The sequence below is a fragment of the Achromobacter sp. ACM03 genome (assembly GCF_014851665.1).
Lineage (GTDB): Bacteria > Pseudomonadota > Gammaproteobacteria > Burkholderiales > Burkholderiaceae_B > Achromobacter > Achromobacter aegrifaciens.
The window spans coordinates 831,351-853,530 of the sequence record NZ_JACVAD010000001.1 but is presented as its reverse complement, the minus strand read 5'-3'; the positions used below and the strand labels follow the sequence as shown (position 1 = coordinate 853,530).

The following is a 22,180-nucleotide window of genomic DNA, read 5'->3' as shown; positions in this document are numbered from 1 at the left end:
GTCGAACATTTGCCACCGGGCCGGCGGTTATCGCTATGCTGAATCACTGACCCTCAACATCCGCGACACGGAGCAAGCATGCCTCATCTGTTGATCGTTGATGACGACCCGGCGATACGCGAAACCCTGGCCGAAATCGGGCGCGAAAGCGGCTTTTCAGTAGCCCTGGCCGCCAGCGTCAAGGATGCGCTGATCCAGCTGGAGCGGCACGCGCCCGATCTGGTGCTGACCGACATCCGCTTGCCTGAAGGCAGCGGGATGGAAATTTTCAAGAGCGACGCCGCCGCCAGCGCAGAGGTGGTGGTGATGACCGGCCACGGCACCGTCGACAACGCCGTGCAGGCCCTGCGCCTCGGAGCCACCGATTACCTGGTCAAGCCGATCTGCATGGAACGCCTGAACGGAATCTTCGCGCGCGTGAATGCGAATTCGAGCGGCGATCTGCGGGGGGCTCCGTTCGAAGAACCGGGGCGCTACGGAAAGATGTACGGCGCGTCGGCCTGCATGCAGGAACTCTACCGTCAGATCGGCCGCGTGGCCACCACCAATGTGACGACCTTGCTGATCGGCGAAAGCGGCACCGGCAAGGAACTGGCCGCGCATGCCATCCATGAACTCAGCGCGCGGCGCCAGCGTCCCCTGATCGCGGTGAATTGCGGCGCGATCTCGCCCAACCTGATCGAAAGCGAAATGTTCGGGCACGAGCGCGGCAGCTTCACCGGCGCGGACCGCCAGCACAAGGGCTATTTCGAGCGCGCTGACGGCGGAACCCTGTTCCTGGACGAAGTCACCGAAATGCCGCTGGACCTGCAAGTCAAGCTCTTGCGGGTCCTGGAGACCGGGCAGTTCATGCGCGTGGGCACCAATCGGGAGATCGCCTGCGATATCCGGATCGTCGCCGCGACCAACCGCGATCCCGAGCAGGCGGTGAAGGATGGCAAGCTGCGCGAGGACCTCTATTACCGGCTGAGCGTCTTCCCCATCAAGCTGCCGGCGCTGCGTGAACGCGGCGACGACATCCTGTTCCTTGCGAATCGCTTCCTGCAAGGCTTGAACCAGGAATCCGGCAAGAACAAGGAATTCTCGCCGCGCGCGCTGGCCGCGCTGCAGCAATACGCATGGCCGGGCAATGTGCGGGAGCTCAAGAACTACGTGCGCCGCGCCTTCATCATGGCGGATGGCGATACGCTGGAAGTGGATATGCTGACGCCCCGGGTGTCGCCGGCGGGCGAGGGCGCGGGCGGCCAGGTCAGCGTGCCCGTGGGAGAAACCTTGGCGGAAGCGGACCGGCGCCTGATCCTGGCGACGCTGGAGCGTTGCAACGGCGTGAAAAAGCAGGCCGCGGCAGTGCTCGGCATCAGCCCCAAGACGTTGTACAACCGGCTTGAGGAATACGCCGCTGCGGACGCGGAAGGCGCCGCAGCGGCGCCTGGCCGGAAACAGGACCGGTCCTGACCTCATTTGCCGTACCGCGTTTTCAGGTCCGCCATGCAGGCGTCCTTGGCATTGCCGGACATGGCGTCGCATTTTTCCTTGCCGACCTTGTAGTCGGCATCGTTGCGCACCTTGGCCGCGTCATGCGAGGCCTCGGCCTTTTCCTTGCCTGCCTTGGCGTCGGCCCGGGCCTTGTCGCGCGTGGCTTCGGCCTGCTGCTGGCAGACGTCCTTCTGGTTGCCTTTCATGCCGTCGCAACGTTTCTTGTCCAGCTTGTACTGGTCATCGATCTGCGCGTTGCTGCGCACGGCGCCGCCGCTGGTCTGCGCGGTTTGGGCTTGCGCCTGAAAAGCCAGGGCGGAAAGGCTCAGGGCGACGGCGGGGAGAACGACTCGGGACAGATTCATGGCTGACTCCTAGGATGGGGACCCGGCATCGCCCGGGCCTGGCCGCATGTGCAAGCAAGCGGCGTTCCCGGGCCGGCCGGGCACGCCGCTTGCTCCGGCACCTTGCCGCAGGCGGTGCCCATGCGCACGCTGCAAGCATCCATTGAACGAGCCCGGGGATACGAACATGCAAACCAAGCGCGCAGACCATGAAAAGGCGGACACCGAGCAAGGCAAGGCCAATGCGCCGCGCACGCAAACTGAGGCGGCGCATCGCAGCGGCCAGTTCGGAACCGACAAGCCGGGCTTCGGCAAGCCGGCCGCGGCGCCCAAACGCGAGTCGGACAAGAAGCCCAACGACAAGGGCGCGGAGTACGAGGAAGGCGGCCAGTATCCGGGCAAACGGCCCGGCTCAAAATAGCCGCTGGCGGCGGGTTCAATCCGCCGCTTGTTCCGTCTTTTCGGCGGGGATTGCGTCCGCCTCTTGCTCGCCCAGCCGGAACAGCAGCACCACGCTGTATAGCGCGGCCAGTCCGATCAGGCCGTAGACGCTGCGCGTCGCGGCGGCCGACGGCAGCACCTTCGCGAAGACATCCAGGCCTACCGCCGCGATCAGGCCGCAGTTCAGGCCGCCCGCAACCACCGCGATCAAGGCGGACCAGTCAAGCAAGGAAAGGCCGCGGGCCTCGGGAGGGACCGGGGGAGGAGCAGAATCCTCTTCCAATTCTGAAAGATCTTCTTGGTTGCCGGGCATGTCCATGTGGAAGTCCTTTGCGCAGAATGCGGGTAGGCGGGACTGCGGGCGGACTGCCTCTGAACCTGCCGGTCCAGGCCGCTCGCCAGCGCTACAGCAATTCCCATGCCTGGAACGGGCACGGCAGTTGCTGACCACAAGGGAATGATTCCCGATGGAGAGCACAATGTCCCTGATCGTTGCCGCCCGATTCGACACTTTCGACCACGCCGCCGAGGCGGCGCGCAAGCTGTGCGCCGAAGGATTCACCGAAGACGATATCCATACCTTCTACATCAACACGGCGGGCGAACACGCGCGCTTTCCGATAGGCGGCGACCGCGTGGCCGATCCCGATGCCCGGGGCGGCCATTTCGGCGCGGTGGCGGGCGCCTCCGCGCTGGGCCTGGTGTTTGCGCTGCTGGGCGGGCTGATCGCCGCCCGGGTGGGGGCTTCGGTCTTGATCGTCATTGCCGCTGCGGGCGTAGGCGCCTATCTGGGCGCGCTGGCCGGGGCGCTATGGGTGATCGGGCGCGGACGCCGCAGGCATCCGGCGGCCACCGTCGCCCGTGACGCGCATCCTGCCGTACGCCAGGCGGGCGTGATGCTGGCGCTGCACGTGTCGCCGGACCGCGATGCGCTGGCAAGAACCGTGCTGACGCAGGCCGGCGGCACGGACGTCGAGCGCGCGCAAGGCCGCTGGTTGAATGGCAAATGGGAAGACTTCGACCCCTTGACGCCGCCGCGGCATGTGGACGCGTCGACGATGGCGAACTAGGCCGAGGGAGACACGGAGATGAAAAAGACCTTATGGCTCTGCGGTGTCGTCGCGCTATGCCTGCTGGCCGCGCCCGGTGTGCTGGGCGGCGTGCAGGCGCAGGAACTGGCGGAGCCGGAAGCGCGCTTCCTGCAGGCGGCGGCCGGCTCCGGCATGTTCGAGGTAGAGGCGGCGGAGCTGGCGAAGAAGCGAGCAGGGGACCGCGACGTGAAGGCATACGCCGCACGGATGCAGGAGCAGCATGGCGCCATGAACGCCGAATTGAAGACCCTGGCCGGGCGCAAGCAGGTGAAGCTGCCAGCCGAACCATCCGAACCCGACCGGGGCACCCTGCAACAGCTGGGCAACAGGACCGGCCCGGACTTCGACGCGCTCTACATCGAAAAGGCAGCCGTGGACGCGCACGTCACCGCCAACCGCCTGTTCGAGACGGCGGCACGCGAGTCCAAGGATCCGCAGGTGCGCGATTTCGCGGTGCGTGCGCTGCCCATGGTGGCCGAACATCTGGCAATGGGCCGCAAGCTGCAAAGCACGCCGCCCGCCGACCCGGACAAGATCCAGCCGGCGACGAAGGGCGAAGCGCCGGCCGTGTCGCCAGCGTCGCGTGAGGCGCCGGCCTCGATCGCGCCGGCCAAGTAGCGGGACGCGCGGGCCTCAGTCGCCAGCGCTGCCGGTAATGGGCAGCACGATGCCGGTGATGTAGCTGGCGCACACGGGCGAGGCCAGGAAGACGTAGGCCGGGGAGATTTCCTCGGGCTGCGCCGGACGCCCCAAGTCCGTGTGCTTGCCGAATTCCTTGATCTTCTCCGGACTTTGGTCCGCAGGATTCAGCGGCGTCCATACGGGGCCCGGCGCCACTGCGTTCACACGCACGCCCTTGCCCGCGAGATTGGCGGCCAGCGAACGTGTGAAAGCATGGATCGCGCCCTTGGTGGTGGAGTAGTCCAACAGTTTGGCGCTGCCGCGCAGGCCCGTGACCGACCCGGTATTGATAATGGAAGCGCCAGCGTGCAGATGCGGCAGCGCCGCGCGCGCCATCTGGAAATAGGCGGTGATGTTGGTGCGCAGCGTCTTGTCCCATTTCTCGTCGCTGATCTCGGGCAGCGTGTCGGTGTGCTGCTGATAGGCAGCGTTGTTCACCAGCACATCGAGCTTGCCGTATTCCCGGATCGTCTGTTCCACCGCCTGTTCGCAGAACGCGGGTTCCTGTACGTCGCCTGCGATCAGCAGGCAACGGCGGCCTTCGCTTTCCACGGCGCGCCGGGTGTCTTCGGCATCCTCTTGCTCGTTGAGATAGACGACCGCCACGTCGGCGCCTTCGCGCGCATACAGCAGGCAGACCGCGCGGCCTATGCCGGAATCGCCGCCTGTCACCAGCGCAACCATGCCCTCGAGCTTGCCGCTGCCCTTGTACTGGGGCGCCTGGTACTGTGGCTTGAGAACCATGTCGGCTTCCTGCCCCGGCTTTTCCAGGTGCTGGGCCGGCATGGGCGGTGTGGGATGCGGGCGGGCGCCGGTGTCGGCTTGATCGGGCTTGCTCATGAGGGTCTCCTGGTGGGCAGGCGCGACAGGCGCCTCGCCCATTGCCGAGCAAATGCCATGCCCGGCCCGCCGCGCGCGCCGGAGCTACTGCCGTCCCACCACCACGCCGAAAAGGAAAGCCGCGCCAGCCACCAGGCCGATGGCCTGCCATGGCCGGGCGTGGATGTACTCCTCGGTGCAGTCTATGGTCTCCCGCATCAGGTCGCCGGCATGGTCTGAAGCGTCGCGCAGGCTGCGCCGCGTGGCGTGCAGCTGTTCGGACAGGCGCGCCTTGAGCGCCTCCAGATCGGTCGCCGAGGCGTCGCTGAGCGTGGCTTCCAGGTCGTCGATCCAGGCCTCCGGGTGCCGTGCACGCCTGTGCGCGCCGCGGTTGTCCGGGCCGTTTTCCGGAAAGTCGGAGGGCAGGGGGGTGTTGGTAGAGGCCATCGGTAGCTCCTGGCTGTCGGGCGGGAAATACGCCTGCGCGGACCGGCCCGGGCGGCCGCGCTGCGGATCCGAAGGCTTCAGGCCTCCAGCATGTCGCGGCAGGCCAGGGTGCAGCTCAGGCAAGCGCCTGCGCAGACCTGGCAATGCTCTGCCTCGTGCGATGAACATTCGCGCGCGCAGGCATCGCAGATCAGCGCGCACAGCGTGCAAAGCGCATTGGCGAACTCGCCGTCGCGCGCCAGCATGGCCGCGCACAGCCGGCAAACCGCGGCGCAATCGGTGCAGAGTGCAATGCATCGCTGCATGTGGGACGGATTTTCCCGCAGGCACGCGGATGCGCAAATATCGCAGGCGACGGCGCATTCATAGCAGGCTTGCACACATTGCTCGAAATTTTGGTCTCGCATTGCATCTCCTTGTGTGTGCCGGGTACGCGCGGCAACCGGCGTGCCCGGAGACCGGGCCACATCCGCTTGCAATTTGATGCCGCACGGCGATGACCCGGGCGGCCTGGAGCCGTAGCATGGAAGTTCGAATCCCCGTCGGGGAGTCACTGCAGGAGCCACGCATGAAGCCAGCATCCGTACCCGGATCCGCGAAACCGGCGCAAGCCGGCAAGCGGGCGGAAGACAACGCTAAGATACTGCCGCCGCGCTCTCCCGTCGATGTTCCGCGCAGACCGGATAAACCAGACGCCTCTACCCCGAACGAGGCCGCGCGCGACAAGCGCATCGTGGCCGATACGCGCACCGAGTCGAACTGGGCGGACGGTTCCGCGCCGCAACCTCGGGCCAAGAACGCGCGCTCATCGATCCTTTGACGCCTGCCTGGCGTTCGCTGCCGCAGCGGCCTCTCCGCCCAGGAAGGCAAGCAGGCGCCGTTCGTCCGCATTCAGTCCGCGGGGACCCCGTGGCGCTGCCGAGCGCGCGGGCAGCGTGCCGTCCAGATAGGCGGCCAGAATAGCCGGATGCACATAGCAGGCGCGGCACACGGCTGGCGTATTGGCCAGCCGCCGCGAGACCTGCTTGATCACTTCCACCACCGTCTTCTGCGCCTGGCTGGCGCTCTCGCTGGGGCATGCCTGCAGCGCGGCATAGGCCATGACGGAGCCTGCCCAGGTCCGGTAGTGCTTCGCCGTGAAATCGCCGGCGCCGGCTACACGCAGATAGGCGTTGACCGCGCCCGAATCGACCGGATGGCTGCCGCCGTCCTCGTCGAGATACTGGAACAGCTGCTGGCCGGGTATGTCCAGGCAGCGCTTGATGATGCGCGCCACGCGCCGGTCCGCAGCGCTGACGTCATGGGTCACGCCGCTCTTGCCCTGGAAGCGGAAACGGAACTTGTCGCCCGTCACGCTGGCGTGCCGCCGCTTGAGCGTGGTCAGGCCATAGGACTTGTTGGTTCTGGCGTACTCGCGAGCGCCGATGCGCACCAGCGTCGTCTCCAGCAAACGTACCAGTACGGCTATCACCTTGTTCTGGGACAACCCGGCGGTACGCAGATCGCGCTCGACCTGCCGCCGTATGCGCGGCAGCGTCTGGCCGAAGGCTGCAAGGCTCTGGTACTTGCTCGCGTCGCGCACCGCGGTCCAGTCCGGGTGATAACGGTATTGCTTGCGTCCCCGGGCATCGCGCCCGGTGGCTTGCAGATGCCCGAGCGGGGAAGGGCAGATCCACACATCTTCGTAAGCCGGCGGTATCGCCAGGGCGTCGATCCGTTTGATTTCGCGCGCGCTGCGTATGCGCCTGCCTTGCGCGTCCAGGTAGTGAAAGGCGCTGCCGTTGACGCGGATCCGGGTATAGCCTGCCAGGCTGTCGTCGTAGTAGACCAGCGCTGCGCCGCCGCGGGCGGGCGCCGTTCGGGGACTTGGGTTCATGTCGTCTGCGGCTAACAGGGGCAGGGGCGCTGTCCTCAGCATGCGGCGTGCCCGCCACCCCTTGTGCGTAGCCAGGCACGCGGCTTGCTGATGCAGGAATGGACTTTCTCCGGAGACAGCCATGCACATCGCGTACTCGTACTACCTGCACGTTCCGCCCAAGCCAGATCCGATACCGCCAGGTTCGCCGCCCGGCGACCTGCCTGTGGATCCGGATACCGATGAACCGGACGTGGACCTGCCGCCCTTGTCGCCGCCCGGCAAGGAAATCACGCCGCCCAGCCCCTGACGCGGGCTTGTGGTTTTTCCCTGATCCCAACAAGAACTGAGGAGTCGCCATGTCGACCATCCTGCTGATTATTCTCATCCTGCTCCTGATCGGCGCCGTGCCCGCCTGGCCCCACAGCCGCGGCTGGGGCTATTACCCCAGCGGCATACTGGGCATATTGCTGATTGTGCTGATCGTGATGCTGTTGACCGGCCGGCTCTAGCAGGTCCCATGCGGTCATGGGCGCGCGGGCCGTGTCGGACGGCTCGCGCGCCACCGGTCCGCCAGGCGGCCGTCTGGCGGACCGGCGGGTGGCGCGGGTTTGCGCCCAGGCGTAAGATCGCCGGGTTTTTGTGCAGCCCTCCGCCATCCGCGGCATTCCCGACATGACCATCCGCTTGCTTGTCTTGATAGAAAGCGTGCAGGACTACCTGCCCGAAATCGAAGCGCGCGGCTTTCGCGCGATTTTTGCGCCCACCGCCGAAGCGCGCGCGCAGGCGATCCGCGACCACGGGCCCGAGATCCGCATCGTGCTCACGCGCGGCGCCACCGGCCTGTACGCGCAGGAAATGGCGGCAATGCCCAAGCTGGAAATTGCCTGCTCGCTGGGGGTGGGGTACGAAAACATCGACCTGGCCGCCGCGGCGGAACGCGGGATCGTCGTGACCCACGGTCCGGGTGCGAACGCGGTGTCGGTGGCGGACCACGCCATGGCGCTGCTGCTGGGCGCGGCGCGGCGCCTGCCGCAAGCCGATGCGTCGGTGCGCCAGGGCCATTGGGGCGGCTTCATGGGACCGCAGGTCACCGGCAAGCGGCTGGGCATCCTGGGCCTGGGCACCATCGGACTGGAAATCGCGCGGCGCGGCGCCAACGGCTTCGGCATGAGCGTGGGCTATTACAGCCGCAGCGTCCGCCCGGAATCGGGCTATGCCTACTTCGACAGCCCGCGCGCGCTGGCCGCGGCATCGGATTTCCTGGTGGTGGCGACGCCGGGCGGAGCGGACACGCGCCACCTGGTGGACGCGCAGGTACTGGAAGCGCTGGGGCCGGAAGGCTATCTGGTGAACATAGCGCGCGGCAGCGTGGTCGACACGCAGGCGCTGATCGCGGCGCTGGCCGAACGCCGCATTGCGGGCGCGGGCCTGGACGTGGTGGAGGGCGAACCCGACGTGCCCAAGACCCTCATTGAGCTCGACAACGTGGTGTTGACCCCGCATAGCGCGGGGCGCTCGCCGGAAGCGGTGCATGCCACCGTGGCGCTGTTCCTGGACAACGCCACGGCGCACTTCGGCGGCAAGCCGGTGCTGACCCCCGTGCGCCGGCGCTAGCAGGCCAAGGCTAGTGCGAGAACATGACCGGCACGGTCATGCTCTTCAGGATGGATGCCGTCGCCCCGCCCAGCGCCCACTGGCGCAGCTTGCTGTGGCCGTAGGCGCCCATGACGATCAAGTCCGCGCTGTGGTCGGCGGCGGCATTCAGGATGGTGCTGCCCACGCCTACGCCCTTGATGTCGCGGCGCACGTGCTCCGGCGCCGGCATGCCCTGCGCCACGCAGTAGGTGGCCAGGTCCTCGAACGGCGCTTCATGCTTGGGGCTGGCGGCGCCTTCGTTCATGCTCAGCACGGTCATGTGCGAAGCCAGGCGCAATATCGGCGCGGCATCGGCCAACGCGCGGGCGGCCTCGCGGCTGCCGTCCCAGCAGCACAGCACGCGGTCGCCGATCACCGGAAACTCGCCGCTGGACGGAATCGCCAGCACCGGCCGGCCCGCCGTCAGCAGGGTCTGCTCGACGAACTCGATCTCGTGGGCGGCTTCGACGTCCTCGCGGTTTTCCTGGCTGACCACGATCAGGTCGGTGGTGCGGCCCAGCAACGCCACGGTCTCGCTGGGCGAGGATGTGCCCGCGCGCATGAAGGCGGGCACGTCGGCTTCGGCCGCGGCTTCCAGAAACGCGGTTTCCACCGCGTCGCGGCTTTGCGCCTGCAATTCCTTGATGATGCCCAGCGAACGCGACATGAGCACGGACTCGCCGTAGTAATACTGCGGCGGCGCGGCGTTGGCGTAGATGCCGACCAGCTCGGCCTTGTGGCGCTTGGCCAGGGCCAGGGCAGCTTCAATGCGGCGTTTGCAGTCGAATCCGTGGTCCAGGTGGACGGAAATGCGGCGGTACATGAAGGCCTCCTTGTTTAAGCGTGCCATGTGCATATGGTTACGCTTTCCGGCCTTTTCGCCCTTGATGCGCGTCAAGCCCGCGGCAGTTCGCCGGTGTGCGCGCAAACCGCAGGCTATGGCGCGGCGGGAGCCCGTTCCACGCGTTCGCGCAATTGGCGCAACTGGCGCGCCTGTTGCGCAATGCGGTCCAGCGGACCGGCCAGTTCCGGATAGCCCGCGGCCACCGCTGGCGGCACGGCCAACTGGCGGTCGTTGGCGCCTGGCGCGGGTTGCTGCGGATGCAGCGCATGCGCCAGCGCCGGACCGTACTCGGAGAGCGCCTGGGCGGCAGGCGTTCCGGCTGGCAGGGCCGGCTGCATCTCCAGCACCGTGCCCGCCGCCGTCACGCGCCGCATGGCGTTGAGCAGGTTTTCGGCGGTACCGACATTGCGGTCGCGATGCACCGGATTCTGCTGCAGCCGTTGCAAGGACGCCTGCGCATTGTCGGCGGAAAGGCAGGCCATGCGGCGCAACGCCACCAGGTCCTGTCCGTCGCCGGCATCGCCGCTCTTGGCCCGCAACAGGGCGCGCGCATAGGCGGCGTGGCGCTCCAGCGCCAGGCTGAGGGCCCCGGCCAATTGCCGCGGCTCCTTTTCGGGCCAGACCAGAAAGCCGACCAGCAGCGCCAGGACGCCGCCCAGCACGCTATTGAACGCGCGCAGGGCTGCGAGCATCGGCTCCTGGATCTCAGGCTGCTGGATGTGGGTGACCAGCACGAATTGCGAAGTCAGGAAGAACGTGAACAGCGCGTAATGAATCGTGCGCGCGGCGAACGTGCCCAGCGCGATGGGCAGCACCGCCAGGGCCACGGACAAGGGGGTGCTCAGGAACAGGCCCAGCAGCGAGGCGCCGATGGCGCCAGCCACGCTGCCGGCCACGCGTTCCAGCGTGCGCTGCCAGGTGGTCGCGAAGTAAGGTTGCAGGATGAAGACCAGCGTCAGCGACATCCAGTAGCCGTGGTTGACGGCGAAGGTCTTGGACAGCGCCACCGCGATGGTGGCGCCCACGCCCACCCGCAGCGCGTGGCGGAACGCGTCGGATTCGAAGCTCAGGTTCTGCCGCAACGCGCGCCACGCGTCTTGCGCAGGGTTGGCTGCGCGGCGATCGCGCGTGGGCGCCGCCGGGGTCCGTCCCTGGTCGAACAGGGACTGGGTGACGGCCTGCGCCGTGTGCAGCAGGCGGTCCAGCACCGGCGCCATGGTGGCCAGTTCGGGCGCGTGGGCCAGGGCGCTGCCGCGCAGTTCATGCAGGCCGGCGCTGTAATGGGCCAGGCGTTCGCGCAGGCACTGCGCCTGCTTGGCGTCGTTGACGTCGGAGGTGCTGGCGATGGCATTGCACAGGCTGGCGTAGCGGTGCAGCGCGTGCGACAGATGGGCGCCGGCGCCGCGTCCGAGCCAGCGCGGCGCATTCGATTCCATCAGGTCGGCTGCGGCCACCAGCGCAATGAAGCTGTCCTCGGCATTGTCCAGCAGGTACAGCAGTTGATGCGCGCGGGCGCGGCGCGATGGGCGCGCGTCCTGCACTTCGCGGATGCGCGTGCGGGCGGCTTCGAGCGCGGCGCGCTGCGCGCTGCGCTGCGGCCGCGTGACGGCGCTCCAGGCCTGGGGGCTGGCCGCGGGCGTCAACCCGGAATACATGCGGGCCAGCGCGTCGGCGAAATCCGCCAGGCCGCGGTAGCAGTGCGCCACCGCGTGAGTGGCGTCCTTCCAGGGACGTCGACGCCATACCAGCGCCGTCATCAGGATGGCCCAGGCCGCGCCGGCCAGGAAAAACAAGGTGTAGGACAGGCTTTCCGTCCAGGTCGGGGCGGGCAGTTCCGCTGCCACCACGAAGCCTGCGGACAGCAGGGTGCCGACGATTGCCGCGGCCGGCCCCAACACGCGCAACAGGCCGCCGAATGTGCAGCACACGAAGGTCAGGGGCAGCAGCAGCCACAGATGAGCCGCGCTGACGCTGGCCAGAAAGCAGAACAGCGCGCCTATCAGCCCCAGCGCGAGCATTGCCCCCGCGCGCTGGCGCAGGGGACCGCCCGGATCGCCGAAGCAGGCCCAGAAAGCCGCGATGGCGCTCCAGCCCAAACGCGGCTCGTGCGCCAGCACGGCCAGGATGACAGGCGCGGCGCTGATGGCCGCGGCTTGGAGGGCGTCCAGCCACAGAACGTTGCGCAGGGAGGCGCGCCAACGGGAATAAAGATTCTTCACGCTAGGAATACAGCAGCGGCGGTGGGCCCGGCAGGGCGAAAGACGCAAACCCTACCATGTCGACAAGGCATTTCGGCGGGGGTGACGGCCAGGGCCGGAAAGCCGGTTTCATTCATGAATCCGAGCAGCTTAATACGTATGGATACATATATGTGACTTTGCCGCCGCAGCGGCGCAAAATTGCCTGGAAGAAAGTCTGGAAATCGCATACAAAAAGCGCTGTAGCTGGGAATACTCAGTCCAATGTGCCTCTTTCTGCGCCCGGACAGCGCAGGTTGTGACCCAGGGGCGCGCAAGGAGTATCGACATGATGTCGAATCACGAGGCTTCCACAGACTCGGTGGCGAGCGACGACGAGATCGCCGCCATGATCACCGGCAAGGATGGCCTGCGCATGCTGTTGCAGCCGCAGGTGGATTTGCTGACAGGCCGGATCGTGTCGGCCGAAGCGCTGGCTCGCTGGCGGCATCGCCGCCTGGGCATCATCATGCCTTCCGACTTCATCCCCGCCGTCAACCGCCTGGGCCTGGACAAGGTGCTGTTCGAGCGCGTCTGCCTGCGTGTCATAGACATGCTGTTGACGATGCGGCGCGCCGGCATCGCCATTCCGGTGGCCATCAATGCGCCTGCCTCCACCTTGTCGGACGAGGCCGCGGTCGATTTCCTGCTGGACCGTATCTACGCGGCGGAGCTGCCCGCGTCGCTGGTGCGCGTGGAACTGACGGAAGACCAGCCCATCCGCGAACTCGACGTGCTGCGCGCCACGCTGCTCAAGCTCGAGAATGCCGGCTGCGAGGTCAGCCTGGACGATTTCGGCACCGGCCATGCTTCGTTGAAGCTGCTATCGGCGTTGCCGCTGTCCGAGGTCAAGATCGACCAATATTTCGTGACGCGCATGCGCCGCAGCGCAGTCGCCTTCGAAGTGTTGCGCACCGCCGCGGAACTGGCGAACCGGCTGGGCCGCCGGGTGGTGGCCGAGGGCGTCGAAAACGTGGCGGACATTCCTGCCCTGCGCGCGGCCGGCTGCCGCTACGGCCAGGGCTTCGCGCTGGGCCGCCCCATGCCGCTGGACGAATTGACGGTGCGCCTGCGCACGCAACGCGACCAGGGCGAACCGCTGGCCGCGCCTGCCGCCTACGCGTCGTCCTGGCTCGATGCCTACGACGCGTCCGCCCAGGAGCCGCAGTCAACGCGCGGCAAGCGCCACGCCACCACGCAATAAGGCTGGTCGCGCAGCGTATTTTTTACCAAGCAGGCCGGACTTTACCCGCAGTCCTTGCGTCCCCGTGTCCGCGGGCTGCGGGGGCTGACTGCGGCGCCGCTTGGGCACGCGGGTTGCTGTATGGAAGATGGCGGAGCTTTTTCCGTCTTCCAGGAGACTTGCAATGCCCAATCAGAACCAGCCCGACCAGCAAAAGCAGCAACAGAAGCAACAGGCCCAGGAAAACCCCAGGGACCGCAATCAGCCCGGGCAGCAGCCCGGCCAATCCGGCCAGCATGCCGATAAGGATCGGCAGCAACCTGGCCAGAATCAGGGCCAGCAAAGCAAGATGCCGCGCTGACTCGTAGACCGCGTGTTCCGGGCCCTCTAGTCGGGCGGGTATCGCGGTAAGAACGGCCTTGTCCCGCTGTGGGCGGACAAGGCCGTTTGTGCTTCATCATGGCTTCGGATTTCGGCATCAAGCCGCCGCTGGCAGCCACAGCGCAACCGGCAGTTCATGCAACAGTTCCGACAAGGGCAGCGCGCCACCGGAGCCGGATCTCGCTTTTTCGCCGCCCATTGCATCGCGCCAAGACAGACCCTTGATGGCATCGGGCAGGCACAGCGCGGTGTCGGCCCAGAAGTCCCGCGCCGCCCGCGGCTCGCCGCGAGCGTAGCCAGACAGACGCAGCGCGCACAGCCGCGGCGCGATGATCAGGGCGTGCTCGTCTTCATGACGCCGCAGCCAGGCTACGACGTGCTGTGCATGCGTCCCGGTTACAGCCAGCGGGACGCACTCGCCCTGGCCGAACAATGCCGGGTGGCGCTGCCGCGCCGCCAGCAGGCGCTGGATCAGGGCCTGCTTCACCGCGCCGCTGCGCCAGTCCGTTGCGCTGGGTCGCACGGCGGCGCTGGCGCGCGTGCGGGCCAGCATGGCGATCCGCGGCGGGTAGTCCACCGCGCGCCGGTTGTCGGGGTCGACCAGGCTGTAGTCCCATAGCTCCGTGCCTTGGTACAGGTCCGGCACGCCGGGCAGCGTGTTGCGCAACAGCGTCTGGGCCAGGCTGTTGATCATGCCGGCAGGGGCCAGTTCCAGGGCGTATGCGGCGATTTCGGCCAGCAGGCGGGGTCCGGGCGCCGCGTCCCGCAGAAATTCCAGCGCGCCAAGCCCGGCGGCTTCGTAAGCGGGGTCAGGATCCGTCCAACTGGTATGCAGCTTGGCTTCGCGCAACGCCTTGAGCTGCCATTGCGCCACGCGCTCGATCCATGCGGCCACGCTTTCTGGCCGCTGTTCGATGATGTCGGCATCCCAGTCGGCGGGCCACGCCCCGATCAGCGTCTGCACGAGCAGGTAGCGGTCCGCCAAGGTAAGCAGCCCGGCGTCGGGCAGGGCGTGGGTCCAGCGATACGCGGTCTTGCGCCAGGCTTGCGGCATTTCCGAAACCACCGCCAGCCGCGCGCGCGCGTCCTCGCCGCGCTTGTGGTCATGCGTGGCCGTCGCCAGCATGGCGTGCGGGAAGTTGCGCGCCCGCGCCTCGACCTGGGCATGAAATGCCTCGGGCGACAACGCAAATCGCTGCGGCGATGCGCCGACTTCATTGCGCGACAGCAGCGGACCGTAGCGGTAGAACAGCGTATCTTCCAGCGCCTTGGCTGCCAAAGGCGGCGTTAGCTGCTGGAACCGCCGCAGGGCCTGGGCGGCGTTTGGCTCAGATTGCGGGAGCGGCGCGGTTGCCGGATCGGCGGGGCCGCCGCCCAGCCACCGGTCCATCTGCGCCAACAAGGCAGCGTCCGCTGTGCCGGGCAACGCGTGCAGCAGGGCGGCGGCGCGTTGCGCTGCCGCCTCGCAGTGATGGCGGTCCGCATCGCTGCGGCCGCCGTCCTCCGCGTAGGTCCGGTACACCGGAAAGGCCGCCAGCCACGCGGACAACACGCGGTCCATGGCCGGCGCGGACCAGTCGCGGGTCCGGCGGTCCTGCCGCGCCAAACGTTCCAGGCAGCGGACCAGCGCCAGGCGTTCCGCGGGAAAGTGCCGTTGCAGCATGCGGGTGCGCGCCGCTTCCAGCTGCCGCGGCGGCGTGCGCAGATCGCCCGTGAGCATCTGCCAGAACGCCCGCAGCGGCGCCTCGGCCTGCGGGTCGTGCAGCAATGCGCCGACCTCATCCATGAAGTCATAGCCGGTGGTGCCATGCAGCTGCCAGCGCGCATCGGGCGCTTCGTCCGGCGCCAGGATCTTCTCCGCCACCAGGTAGGCTTGCGATTGGGCGCAAGAAGGTGGACGGCGGGCTCCGGCTTCGGCCAGGCGTCGATTCAGCCTGCGCAGATAGGCGCCCGGCGCGGCCAGCCCGTCGATGTGGTCGATGCGCAGTCCGTCGAGCAAGCCTTCCGCATACAGGCGCAGCGGCAGCGCATGCACGGCATTGAAAACGGCTTCGTCCTCGACCCGTACGCCCACGAGCTCGCTGATCTCGAAGAAGCGCCGCCAGTTGATCTGATCGGCAGCGCAACGCCACCAGGCCAGCCGGTAATGCTGGCTCTCCAGCAGCCGGTGCAGGCGCTCGCGGCCGGCTGCGCGCGCCGGGTCGCAGCGGCGCAGCAGGGCCTGCGGATCCTGCCCGCGCGCAAGCGACTCCGGGGCCAGGGGATAGCGCTGCCCGGAGACCTCCAGTTCGATGCGTCCGGCATCGGCGTCATAGCGCAGCGCCATTGCGCCTTGAGCCAGCGACACACCGTAGGAGTCGGGCAGGATGGGCAGCAGGACCTTGCCGCGCAGGGCGGGATCAGGCGCGTCCCAGTCGATGTCGAAGCAGCGCGCATGCGCGCTTGCGGCGCCGTGTTCGAGCACATCGCGCCACCAGGCATTGGCGGGGTGGGCCGCCATGTGATTGGGCACGATGTCCGCGATGAGACCCAGCCCGCGCCGACGGGCCGCCCGGGCCAGATCCCTCAGTGCGGATTCCCCGCCCAGCTCCGGATTGACCGCGCCATGGTCGATGACGTCATAGCCATGCGTGGACCCGGGGCGGGCGCAGGTGATGGGCGACAGGTAGAGGTGGCTGACCCCCAGGTCCGCGTAGTAGTCCACGCAGGCTCGGGCGTCCTCAAATGTGTAGCCGGCATGCAATTGCAGGCGGGCCGTGGCGCGCGGCATGGTCATGGCCGGCCCCGTCCGGTGCGCAGGGCTTGCAGCCGGGCCTGCACGGCAGGGGCGGCGAAGCACGCCGCGCTGCTTGCGGCCAGGCGTTGACGCCAGTTGGGATGCTGGTCCACTGTGCCGGGCAGGTTGGGCTGTTCCAGTTCGCCCGCCAGGTCTTCCATGGGCACCAACAGCAGGGGACAAGGGCTGGAGGACACGAAGCGCAGCATGTCCTCCAGGGGCGCGCGCGCGGGCTCGGCGGCGCAGCCCAGGGCTTGCGCGAGCAAGCTGCGGTCCATGCGGCGGTTGCGCCGCAGCGTGGCTTCATCGTCGCCGCCGCCCAGCAAGTCCAGTTCGGCGCGCAGGTCGATGTCGCGCTCGGCCCACCAGCCGCGCAAGGTCGGCAGGTCGTGGGTCGAGGTCATGGCCACGGCCTGGCCGGGCCAGTCGCCGGCTGCAAGAAAAGGCGCCGGCGTGGACGGCGCAGATGGCGGCGCGTCAGGTTCCTGCCGCATGAACCACAGCACATTCATGCCCAGGATGCCGTGATCCGCCAGCTCGCGGTTGAAACCTTCAGGCACCGTGCCCAGGTTTTCGCCGATGGCAAGCGCGCGATGGCGCCAGGCTTCCAGCGCCGTGAGCGCCAGCAGTTCGCGCAGTGGATAGCGCAGATAGGCGCCCGCATCGGCCGTCAGTCCATCGGGCACCAGCCACAGCCGCGCCATGCCCAGGATGTGATCGATGCGCAGGCCGCCGGCGTGAGCCAGCGCGGCGCGCAACATGTCGATGTAGGCCGCGTAGCCCTGGGCATGCATTGCGCGCGGCGAGAACGCGGCCAGGTTCCAGTTCTGTCCTTGCGGATTGTGGATGTCGGGCGGCGCGCCTATGGACAGGCCGGGCATCAGGTCGGTCTGGCGGCTCCAGGCGTGGCTGCCGTCCGGACTGTCGCCCACGGCCAGGTCGGCGATCAGCCCCACGCGCATGCCGGCGCGTCGCGCCGCCTTCTGCGCGTGGTCCAGGCTTTCGGCGGCCAGCCATTGGGCGTAGCGATGGAAGTCGACCTCGACCGGATGCTGCCGCGCATACCGTTCGACTTCCGGCGAGTCCGGATCGCGCAGGCCGGCGGCCCATTGCGTCCAGGGCTGGTGGTCTGCGCCATGCGCTGCCCGGGCGGCATGCAGGGCTTCAAATACGGCGTGGTCGCGCAGCGCCTTGCCGCGCCGGGCGCAGTACGCCTCGTAGCGCTGGCGGGCATCCGCCGGTCCGCTTGTGCGGAACTGGCGGTGCAGCGCGCGCAGCAGGCGCTGCCGCCATATCCCGGCCGATGGCCAATCTATCAACGCCGTTGGGCGCGGCTGGGCGGCCAATTCGGCCAGCGCCCGGCGCAAGACATCGTCACCGACGATGGCGGCGGGATCTGCGTACAGGGTGTTCAGGAACAAGCGGCTGGATGGGGCGTAAGGACTGCAACGCTGCGGTTGCGCGGCGAACATGGCGTGCACCGGGCTGATGGCGAGCGCGTCCGCGCCCTGGGCCGCGGCGGCGACAGCCAGTTCGCGCACGGCGCCAAAGTCGCCGTAGCCGCCGTCGCCAGGTTGGTCGGCATCGCGCCTGAGACTGTAGACCTGCGCGCATAGTCCCCAGGCGCGCGGCCGCACGCCGTCGGTCAGATCATCAAGGCCAGGCGCTTGGCGGGGCGCCACCGCAAGCACGGTCTGGCCGCATGCCAGGTGCAGCGTGTGGTATCCGGGCTCCTGCGGTGCGATCAGGCTGCCGTCGTCCGCGACCTCGCCGTCGCTGGTCTGGCCTGACTCGCACACGATGCGGTAGCGGCCGCGCGCGCAAGCGGGCAGAAACGCGGCCATGCCGCTGCGCGCGACCAGCAGGGGCGGCAGCCGGGCCCCAAGCTCCACGCCCAGGCGATGGTCGCTGTCGCGGATGTCATGGGCGTTGCCCGCCGGCAAGCCCATGCCCTCCAGCAGCAGCCGTAAAGTATCCGGCGACACTTGCTGCGGACGCTGGCGCGCGTCGGTCCAGTGTTCGGCGATGCCGGCTTTGGCGGCCAGCGCGGACAAGGCCGGATCGCCGGCGGACGTTGCGGTCATGCCGGTTCCTCCAGCAGCCACACGGTGCTGTCGCCGCACACCTCGCCGTGGACCAGGGCGTCGCGGGCGCCGGCCACGGATTCAAAGAGCAGCGTGGCATAGGCCTCGGCGCCCGCCTGCAAGGCCTCGGGCAGCGCCACGCGATCGGGGCCGAAGTTCGCATAGACCGTCAGGCGCGCGCCGCCTGCCAGTTCCCAGCGCGCGAACACGCCGCGTTCGCCGATCGCGGCCGCACCCAGGCTGACCGCGCCGGCCAGCCGGGGCGCGATCAGGCGGGCGCGCAGATGCAGCAGGACCGCGTAGTCCCGCATCCAGGCATGCGCGTCGGCGGCGCTGGCCCGTGGTTTGCTGGCCACGTAGGTTGCGGGATCGTTCGGGTCGGACAACGCGCCCGCGCCCTGGAATTCGGGAAAGCGCGAGAACTCGCGCCGCCGGCCGTCGCGCACCGCTTGCGCCAAAGCCGGGTCGGCATGGCTGGTGAAGTAGTGGAACGGCGTGCGCGCGCCGCGTTCCTCGCCCATGAAGATCAGCGGGATCTGCGGCGCCAGCAGCTGCAACGCGACCGCGGCGCGCAGCCGGGCGGGACTGTCCACCAGGCTGGCCAGGCGTTCGCCGCCCGCACGGTTGCCGGTCTGGTCATGGTTCTGCAGGAACAGCACGAAGGCGCTTGGCGGCAGTTCCGCGCTGGGTTCGCCCCGCGGTTGTCCGCCGCGGTAGGGCGAACGCTGCCCCTGGTACAGCCAGCCTTCGGCCAGGCAGCGCGCCAGCGCCTGGGCCGGCTGGGCGCTGTAATCGGCGTAGTAGCCGTGGCTCTCGCCGGTCAGAAGGCAATGCAAGGCATGATGCGCGTCGTCATTCCATTGCGCATCGAAGTCACCTTGCAGCAGGCTGGCGCGGTTGTCGTCGTTCTCCAGCACCAGATGCACATGGCGTTCGGCAGGAATATGCTGCCGCAGGTACTGGGCCAATTCATGCAGCCATTCATGGCCCGCAATCGCGTGCACGGCGTCCAGACGCAGCCCGTCGAAGCGGTACTCGGTCAGCCAGTACAGCGCGTTGTCCTTGAAGAACTGGCTGACCGCCGGCTGGCGGAAGTCGATGGCGTCGCCCCAAGGCGTGGCGACGTCTTTCCTGAAGAACGGCGCGGCATAGCGCGGCAGGTAATTGCCGTCGGGGCCGAAATGGTTGTAGACCACGTCCAGCATCACGCCCATTTCCAGCCCATGGGCCTCGTCGATCAGGCGCTTGAGCTCATCGGGCGTGCCGTAGGCCGTGTCGGGCGCGTAGGGCAGCACGCCGTCATAGCCCCAGTTGCGTGGCCCGGGGAAGTCGGCAATGGGCATCAGCTCCAGCAAGGTCACGCCCAGCGCCGCCAGCTCCGGCAGCCGCGCCAGCAGGCCCGCATAGCCGCCCTCCAGGCCGGCATGGGTTTCGTACAGCACGGCGTCTTCCCAAGGCCGTCCGCGCCAGGTGCCGTAGCGCCAGGGGTAGGAGTCCGGCGCGACCACGACGCTATCGTCGTGCACGTCTCCGTGCTGCAGGCGCGAGGCGGGATCGGGCGCGACCGTGTCCGCGTCCAGGCGGTAGCGATAGCGGGCGCCGATGGGGCAGTCCACGTCGGCCTGCACGTAGCCGTCCGGGCCGGGGCTCAGGGCGATGGGAGGATGGCCTTCGACCTCGAGGGCGAAGCCCGCCGGCGCGGTCGGCGCCCACAGGCGAAAGCGCGTGACGCCGCTCTCCAGCGGGATTGCGCCTGAAGCATAGTCGTGTGTCATGGCGGATCTCCCGGCACGTAGGTCGCCGCCAGCAGCGCCACGCTACGCGCCGCCACTGTGACGGCGGCATCCGCCAGTGGCGCGGCAGGCGCCTGCGTGGCGGAATCCAGCTCGCGAATCCACGCCAGCGCGGGCGACGGCATCTGGAAAACCGTGTCCTCCGCGCCGGGATTCAATAGCAGCAGCGTCACATCGACGCTGCCGTCTTCGCGGCAGGCGGCGCGGCGCAGGACCATGGCATTGGCCTCCGACTCCCAGGCCGCCGCGTCCAGTTCAGCGCCCGCCGGATCGAACCAGGAGATGGCTTGTACGCCAGGCGCGAGCTCCTGCCCCGCATCGCCGTAGCGCGCGGCGCGCGTGCTGGGGTGGGCGCGGCGCAGTGCGATCAGGCGCGCCGCGTAGCGGGATAGCTCACGGCCGTCATCGGACTGCGCCTGCGTCCAGTCCAGCCACGACAGGGAGTTGTCCTGGCAATAGGCATTGTTATTGCCTTCCTGGCTATTGCCGAATTCGTCTCCGGCCAGCAGCATCGGCGTGCCATCCGCCAGGAACACGCAGGCGAGCTGGGCCCGTTGCACCCGTTTCCGGGTGTCCAGGATGGCGGCGTCCTCGGTCGGGCCTTCGGCGCCCCAGTTGTGGCTGTAGTTCTCGCCGTGGCCGTCGTTGCCGCCTTCGCCGTTGGCCTCGTTGTGGCTGGCGTCGTAGCTGACGATGTCGGCCAGCGTGAAACCGTCGTGCGAGGCCACGTAGTTGACGCTGCTCCAGGGCCGACGGTGGCGGCGGTCGAACAGGTCGCGCGATCCGCACAAGCGCGCCGCCATCTCGCCGCGCATGGCGGGATCCCCGCGCCAATAGCGGCGCGTCGCGTCGCGGAATTTGTCGTTCCACTCGGCGAAGCCCGGTGGATGGTTGCCCAGCTGGTAGCCATCCGGCCCCACGTCCCAGGGTTCGGAAATCAGTTTCAGGCGGGCAAGGGCAGGGTCCTGCAGCACGGCGTCGAAAAAGCCCGAACCCGGGTCATAGCCGGTGCCTTCGCGTCCCAGGGTCACGCCCAGGTCGAAGCGGAAGCCGTCGACGCCATAGGATTGCGCCCAATAGCGCAGCGAATCCGTGACCATTTGCAGGACGCGCGGATGTGACAGGTTGACCGTGTTGCCGCAGCCGGTGTCGTTGATGTAATAGCGTTCGTCGCCCGGCACCAGGCGGTAGTAGCTGGCGTTGTCCAGTCCGCGCCAGGACAGCGTGGGTCCCAATTCGCTGCCCTCGCAAGTGTGGTTGTAGACCACATCCAGAATCACTTCGATGCCGGCGGCATGCAGCCGGCGTATGGCCTGGCGCAGTTCGTTCGGATTGTGCTGCAGGTAGGAGGGCTCCGGCGCAAAGTACGACAACGTGCTGTAGCCCCAGTAGTTGCGCAGGCCGCGTTCGGTCAGGAAGCGGTCCTGCAGGAACGCATGCACCGGCAGCAACTCCACGGCGGTGACGCCCAGCCGCTGCAGGTGTTCGATGAAACGCGGGTCGGCCAGCGCGGAGCAGGTGCCGCGCAGGGGCTGGCGCAGGTCTTCGCGCAGCATGGAGGCGCCGCGCACGTGCACCTCGTAGATCACCGTATCGTTCCACGCCGTGGCCGGCGGCCGGCTGTTGCCCCAGGTGAAAGGCGCTTCTTCGGCCACGATGGCCTTGGGCATGGCGGGCGCGCTGTCGCGCCGGTCGATGCTGAGGTCGGAGCGCGCGTGCTTCATGCGATAGCCGAACAGCGCGTCGCTCCAATGCAGCGGTCCGGTCAACTGCCGCGCGTAGGGATCGAGCAACAGCTTATGGGGATTGAAACGGTGCCCATTGCGCGGATCGTGCGGGCCGTGGGCGCGATAGCCGTACACCAGTCCGGGATGCGCGTCCGGCAGGTAGCCGTGCCAGATCTCGTCGGTGCATTCGGGCAGGTCGAAGCGGCGCAGTTCCTTGCGGCCCTTGGGATCGAACAGGCACAGCTCGATGCGCGTGGCGTTGGCCGAGAACACGGCGAAGTTCACGCCCAGGCCATCGCTGACCGCGCCCAGCGGATGGGGCTGGCCGCCGGCGATGCGCGTGAATTGGGAGGGATCCATATG

22 protein-coding genes are annotated in these 22,180 nt (G+C 68.2%); 10 read left to right on the top strand and 12 right to left on the bottom strand.

Features of this window, described 5'->3' with window-relative positions:
- The first annotated feature begins 78 nt into the window (after positions 1-78).
- On the top strand, positions 79-1,455 hold the full coding sequence (locus IB257_RS03840; RefSeq protein ID WP_054454244.1) for a sigma-54 dependent transcriptional regulator: 1,377 nt from the start codon (positions 79-81) through the stop codon (positions 1,453-1,455).
- Positions 1,456-1,457: 2 nt separating this feature from the next.
- Here the strand turns inward: IB257_RS03840 and IB257_RS03835 are convergent, their stop codons facing one another.
- Entirely contained in the window at positions 1,458-1,841 is a 384-nt protein-coding gene (locus tag IB257_RS03835) for a hypothetical protein (protein ID WP_054454246.1), read from the bottom strand.
- 166 nt (positions 1,842-2,007) lie between these two features.
- Here IB257_RS03835 and IB257_RS03830 point away from each other — a divergent pair, with 166 nt between their 5' ends.
- Positions 2,008-2,241 (top strand): hypothetical protein, encoded by a 234-nt coding sequence (locus IB257_RS03830; RefSeq protein ID WP_054454248.1) that lies wholly within the window; start codon positions 2,008-2,010, stop codon positions 2,239-2,241.
- 15 nt (positions 2,242-2,256) lie between these two features.
- Here the strand turns inward: IB257_RS03830 and IB257_RS03825 are convergent, their stop codons facing one another.
- The gene (locus IB257_RS03825) at positions 2,257-2,490 is read right to left on the bottom strand and encodes a DUF378 domain-containing protein (protein WP_225588734.1); all 234 of its coding nucleotides are present in this window, start codon (positions 2,488-2,490) and stop codon (positions 2,257-2,259) included.
- A gap of 250 nt (positions 2,491-2,740) precedes the next feature.
- On the opposite strand from IB257_RS03825, the gene IB257_RS03820 reads away from it, so the two are divergent.
- Both IB257_RS03820 and IB257_RS03815 read left to right on the top strand, forming a co-directional pair.
- Positions 2,741-3,331: a hypothetical protein gene (locus IB257_RS03820; protein ID WP_125472095.1), complete on the top strand. Its 591-nt coding sequence runs from the start codon at positions 2,741-2,743 to the stop codon at positions 3,329-3,331.
- 18 nt (positions 3,332-3,349) lie between these two features.
- On the top strand, positions 3,350-3,970 hold the full coding sequence (locus IB257_RS03815; RefSeq protein ID WP_119449614.1) for a DUF4142 domain-containing protein: 621 nt from the start codon (positions 3,350-3,352) through the stop codon (positions 3,968-3,970).
- A gap of 15 nt (positions 3,971-3,985) precedes the next feature.
- Here IB257_RS03815 and IB257_RS03810 read toward each other — a convergent pair whose 3' ends face one another.
- The 3 genes from IB257_RS03810 to IB257_RS03800 form a co-directional block, all read right to left on the bottom strand.
- Positions 3,986-4,873: an SDR family oxidoreductase gene (locus IB257_RS03810; RefSeq protein WP_054454255.1), complete on the bottom strand. Its 888-nt coding sequence runs from the start codon at positions 4,871-4,873 to the stop codon at positions 3,986-3,988.
- Between the two features lie 84 nt (positions 4,874-4,957).
- Entirely contained in the window at positions 4,958-5,299 is a 342-nt protein-coding gene (locus IB257_RS03805; RefSeq protein ID WP_054454257.1) for a YqjD family protein, read from the bottom strand.
- A 77-nt stretch (positions 5,300-5,376) separates the two neighbouring features.
- Positions 5,377-5,706, bottom strand: a complete 330-nt coding sequence (locus IB257_RS03800) for a four-helix bundle copper-binding protein (RefSeq protein ID WP_125472091.1) — start codon at positions 5,704-5,706, stop codon at positions 5,377-5,379.
- Positions 5,707-5,867: 161 nt separating this feature from the next.
- Between IB257_RS03800 and IB257_RS03795 the strand changes: the two genes are divergently transcribed.
- Positions 5,868-6,119, top strand: a complete 252-nt coding sequence (locus IB257_RS03795) for a hypothetical protein (RefSeq protein ID WP_082401045.1) — start codon at positions 5,868-5,870, stop codon at positions 6,117-6,119.
- Here the strand turns inward: IB257_RS03795 and IB257_RS03790 are convergent.
- On the bottom strand, positions 6,105-7,175 hold the full coding sequence (locus IB257_RS03790; RefSeq protein ID WP_119449616.1) for a DNA topoisomerase IB: 1,071 nt from the start codon (positions 7,173-7,175) through the stop codon (positions 6,105-6,107). The two genes, IB257_RS03795 and IB257_RS03790, sit on opposite strands and share 15 nt — an antisense overlap.
- Positions 7,176-7,296: 121 nt before the next feature.
- On the opposite strand from IB257_RS03790, the gene IB257_RS03785 reads away from it, so the two are divergent.
- The 3 genes from IB257_RS03785 (at position 7,297) to IB257_RS03775 (ending at position 8,771) form a co-directional block, all read left to right on the top strand.
- On the top strand, positions 7,297-7,464 hold the full coding sequence (locus tag IB257_RS03785; RefSeq protein ID WP_013393888.1) for a hypothetical protein: 168 nt from the start codon (positions 7,297-7,299) through the stop codon (positions 7,462-7,464).
- A 49-nt stretch (positions 7,465-7,513) separates the two neighbouring features.
- Positions 7,514-7,666 (top strand): DUF3309 family protein, encoded by a 153-nt coding sequence (locus IB257_RS03780; RefSeq protein ID WP_082400986.1) that lies wholly within the window; start codon positions 7,514-7,516, stop codon positions 7,664-7,666.
- A gap of 163 nt (positions 7,667-7,829) precedes the next feature.
- Entirely contained in the window at positions 7,830-8,771 is a 942-nt protein-coding gene (locus tag IB257_RS03775) for a 2-hydroxyacid dehydrogenase (RefSeq protein ID WP_192491893.1), read from the top strand.
- Positions 8,772-8,781: 10 nt separating this feature from the next.
- On the opposite strand, the gene IB257_RS03770 is transcribed toward IB257_RS03775, so the two are convergent.
- Together IB257_RS03770 and IB257_RS03765 are read right to left on the bottom strand one after the other, a co-directional pair.
- Positions 8,782-9,615, bottom strand: coding sequence for a universal stress protein (locus IB257_RS03770; RefSeq protein ID WP_054454849.1), 834 nt, complete (start codon positions 9,613-9,615; stop codon positions 8,782-8,784).
- 113 nt (positions 9,616-9,728) lie between these two features.
- A complete protein-coding gene (locus tag IB257_RS03765) occupies positions 9,729-11,855 on the bottom strand; it encodes an FUSC family protein (protein WP_119449617.1) in 2,127 nt (708 codons plus the stop codon).
- A 307-nt stretch (positions 11,856-12,162) separates the two neighbouring features.
- On the opposite strand from IB257_RS03765, the gene IB257_RS03760 reads away from it, so the two are divergent.
- A complete protein-coding gene (locus IB257_RS03760) occupies positions 12,163-13,077 on the top strand; it encodes an EAL domain-containing protein (RefSeq protein ID WP_054454265.1) in 915 nt (304 codons plus the stop codon).
- Between the two features lie 163 nt (positions 13,078-13,240).
- Entirely contained in the window at positions 13,241-13,417 is a 177-nt protein-coding gene (locus IB257_RS03755; protein WP_181953330.1) for a hypothetical protein, read from the top strand.
- A gap of 117 nt (positions 13,418-13,534) precedes the next feature.
- Here IB257_RS03755 and treY read toward each other — a convergent pair whose 3' ends face one another.
- Genes treY through glgX form a run of 4 tightly spaced genes read right to left on the bottom strand, consistent with a single transcriptional unit; the run spans position 13,535 to position 22,177 of the window.
- Complete coding sequence (gene treY, locus IB257_RS03750) at positions 13,535-16,207, bottom strand: malto-oligosyltrehalose synthase (protein WP_192492147.1); 2,673 nt, start codon at positions 16,205-16,207, stop codon at positions 13,535-13,537.
- A 2-nt stretch (positions 16,208-16,209) separates the two neighbouring features.
- Complete coding sequence (gene malQ, locus IB257_RS03745; RefSeq protein ID WP_192491892.1) at positions 16,210-18,297, bottom strand: 4-alpha-glucanotransferase; 2,088 nt, start codon at positions 18,295-18,297, stop codon at positions 16,210-16,212.
- Positions 18,294-20,072 carry a malto-oligosyltrehalose trehalohydrolase gene (gene treZ, locus IB257_RS03740; RefSeq protein ID WP_175180976.1) on the bottom strand — a complete coding sequence of 593 codons (1,779 nt, stop codon included), beginning with the start codon at positions 20,070-20,072 and terminating at the stop codon, positions 18,294-18,296. Before treZ ends, malQ begins: the two co-directional genes overlap by 4 nt.
- Entirely contained in the window at positions 20,069-22,177 is a 2,109-nt protein-coding gene (gene glgX, locus IB257_RS03735) for a glycogen debranching protein GlgX (protein ID WP_192491891.1), read from the bottom strand. The genes treZ and glgX overlap by 4 nt, the downstream gene beginning before the upstream one ends.
- Positions 22,178-22,180: the final 3 nt, after the last annotated feature.

Bases quoted from the DNA above. Each gene is read 5' to 3' on its own strand.
- IB257_RS03840 (WP_054454244.1), top strand. From the start codon at position 79: ATGCCTCATCTGTTGATCGTTGATGACGACCCGGCGATACGCGAAACC.
- IB257_RS03835 (WP_054454246.1), bottom strand. From the start codon at position 1,841: ATGAATCTGTCCCGAGTCGTTCTCCCCGCCGTCGCCCTGAGCCTTTCC.
- IB257_RS03830 (WP_054454248.1), top strand. From the start codon at position 2,008: ATGCAAACCAAGCGCGCAGACCATGAAAAGGCGGACACCGAGCAAGGC.
- IB257_RS03820 (WP_125472095.1), top strand. From the start codon at position 2,741: ATGTCCCTGATCGTTGCCGCCCGATTCGACACTTTCGACCACGCCGCC.
- IB257_RS03815 (WP_119449614.1), top strand. From the start codon at position 3,350: ATGAAAAAGACCTTATGGCTCTGCGGTGTCGTCGCGCTATGCCTGCTG.
- IB257_RS03810 (WP_054454255.1), bottom strand. From the start codon at position 4,873: ATGAGCAAGCCCGATCAAGCCGACACCGGCGCCCGCCCGCATCCCACA.
- IB257_RS03805 (WP_054454257.1), bottom strand. From the start codon at position 5,299: ATGGCCTCTACCAACACCCCCCTGCCCTCCGACTTTCCGGAAAACGGC.
- IB257_RS03800 (WP_125472091.1), bottom strand. From the start codon at position 5,706: ATGCGAGACCAAAATTTCGAGCAATGTGTGCAAGCCTGCTATGAATGC.
- IB257_RS03795 (WP_082401045.1), top strand. From the start codon at position 5,868: ATGAAGCCAGCATCCGTACCCGGATCCGCGAAACCGGCGCAAGCCGGC.
- IB257_RS03790 (WP_119449616.1), bottom strand. From the start codon at position 7,175: ATGAACCCAAGTCCCCGAACGGCGCCCGCCCGCGGCGGCGCAGCGCTG.
- IB257_RS03785 (WP_013393888.1), top strand. From the start codon at position 7,297: ATGCACATCGCGTACTCGTACTACCTGCACGTTCCGCCCAAGCCAGAT.
- IB257_RS03780 (WP_082400986.1), top strand. From the start codon at position 7,514: ATGTCGACCATCCTGCTGATTATTCTCATCCTGCTCCTGATCGGCGCC.
- IB257_RS03775 (WP_192491893.1), top strand. From the start codon at position 7,830: ATGACCATCCGCTTGCTTGTCTTGATAGAAAGCGTGCAGGACTACCTG.
- IB257_RS03770 (WP_054454849.1), bottom strand. From the start codon at position 9,615: ATGTACCGCCGCATTTCCGTCCACCTGGACCACGGATTCGACTGCAAA.
- IB257_RS03760 (WP_054454265.1), top strand. From the start codon at position 12,163: ATGATGTCGAATCACGAGGCTTCCACAGACTCGGTGGCGAGCGACGAC.
- IB257_RS03755 (WP_181953330.1), top strand. From the start codon at position 13,241: ATGCCCAATCAGAACCAGCCCGACCAGCAAAAGCAGCAACAGAAGCAA.
- treY (WP_192492147.1), bottom strand. From the start codon at position 16,207: ATGCCGCGCGCCACGGCCCGCCTGCAATTGCATGCCGGCTACACATTT.
- malQ (WP_192491892.1), bottom strand. From the start codon at position 18,297: ATGACCGCAACGTCCGCCGGCGATCCGGCCTTGTCCGCGCTGGCCGCC.
- treZ (WP_175180976.1), bottom strand. From the start codon at position 20,072: ATGACACACGACTATGCTTCAGGCGCAATCCCGCTGGAGAGCGGCGTC.
- glgX (WP_192491891.1), bottom strand. From the start codon at position 22,177: ATGGATCCCTCCCAATTCACGCGCATCGCCGGCGGCCAGCCCCATCCG.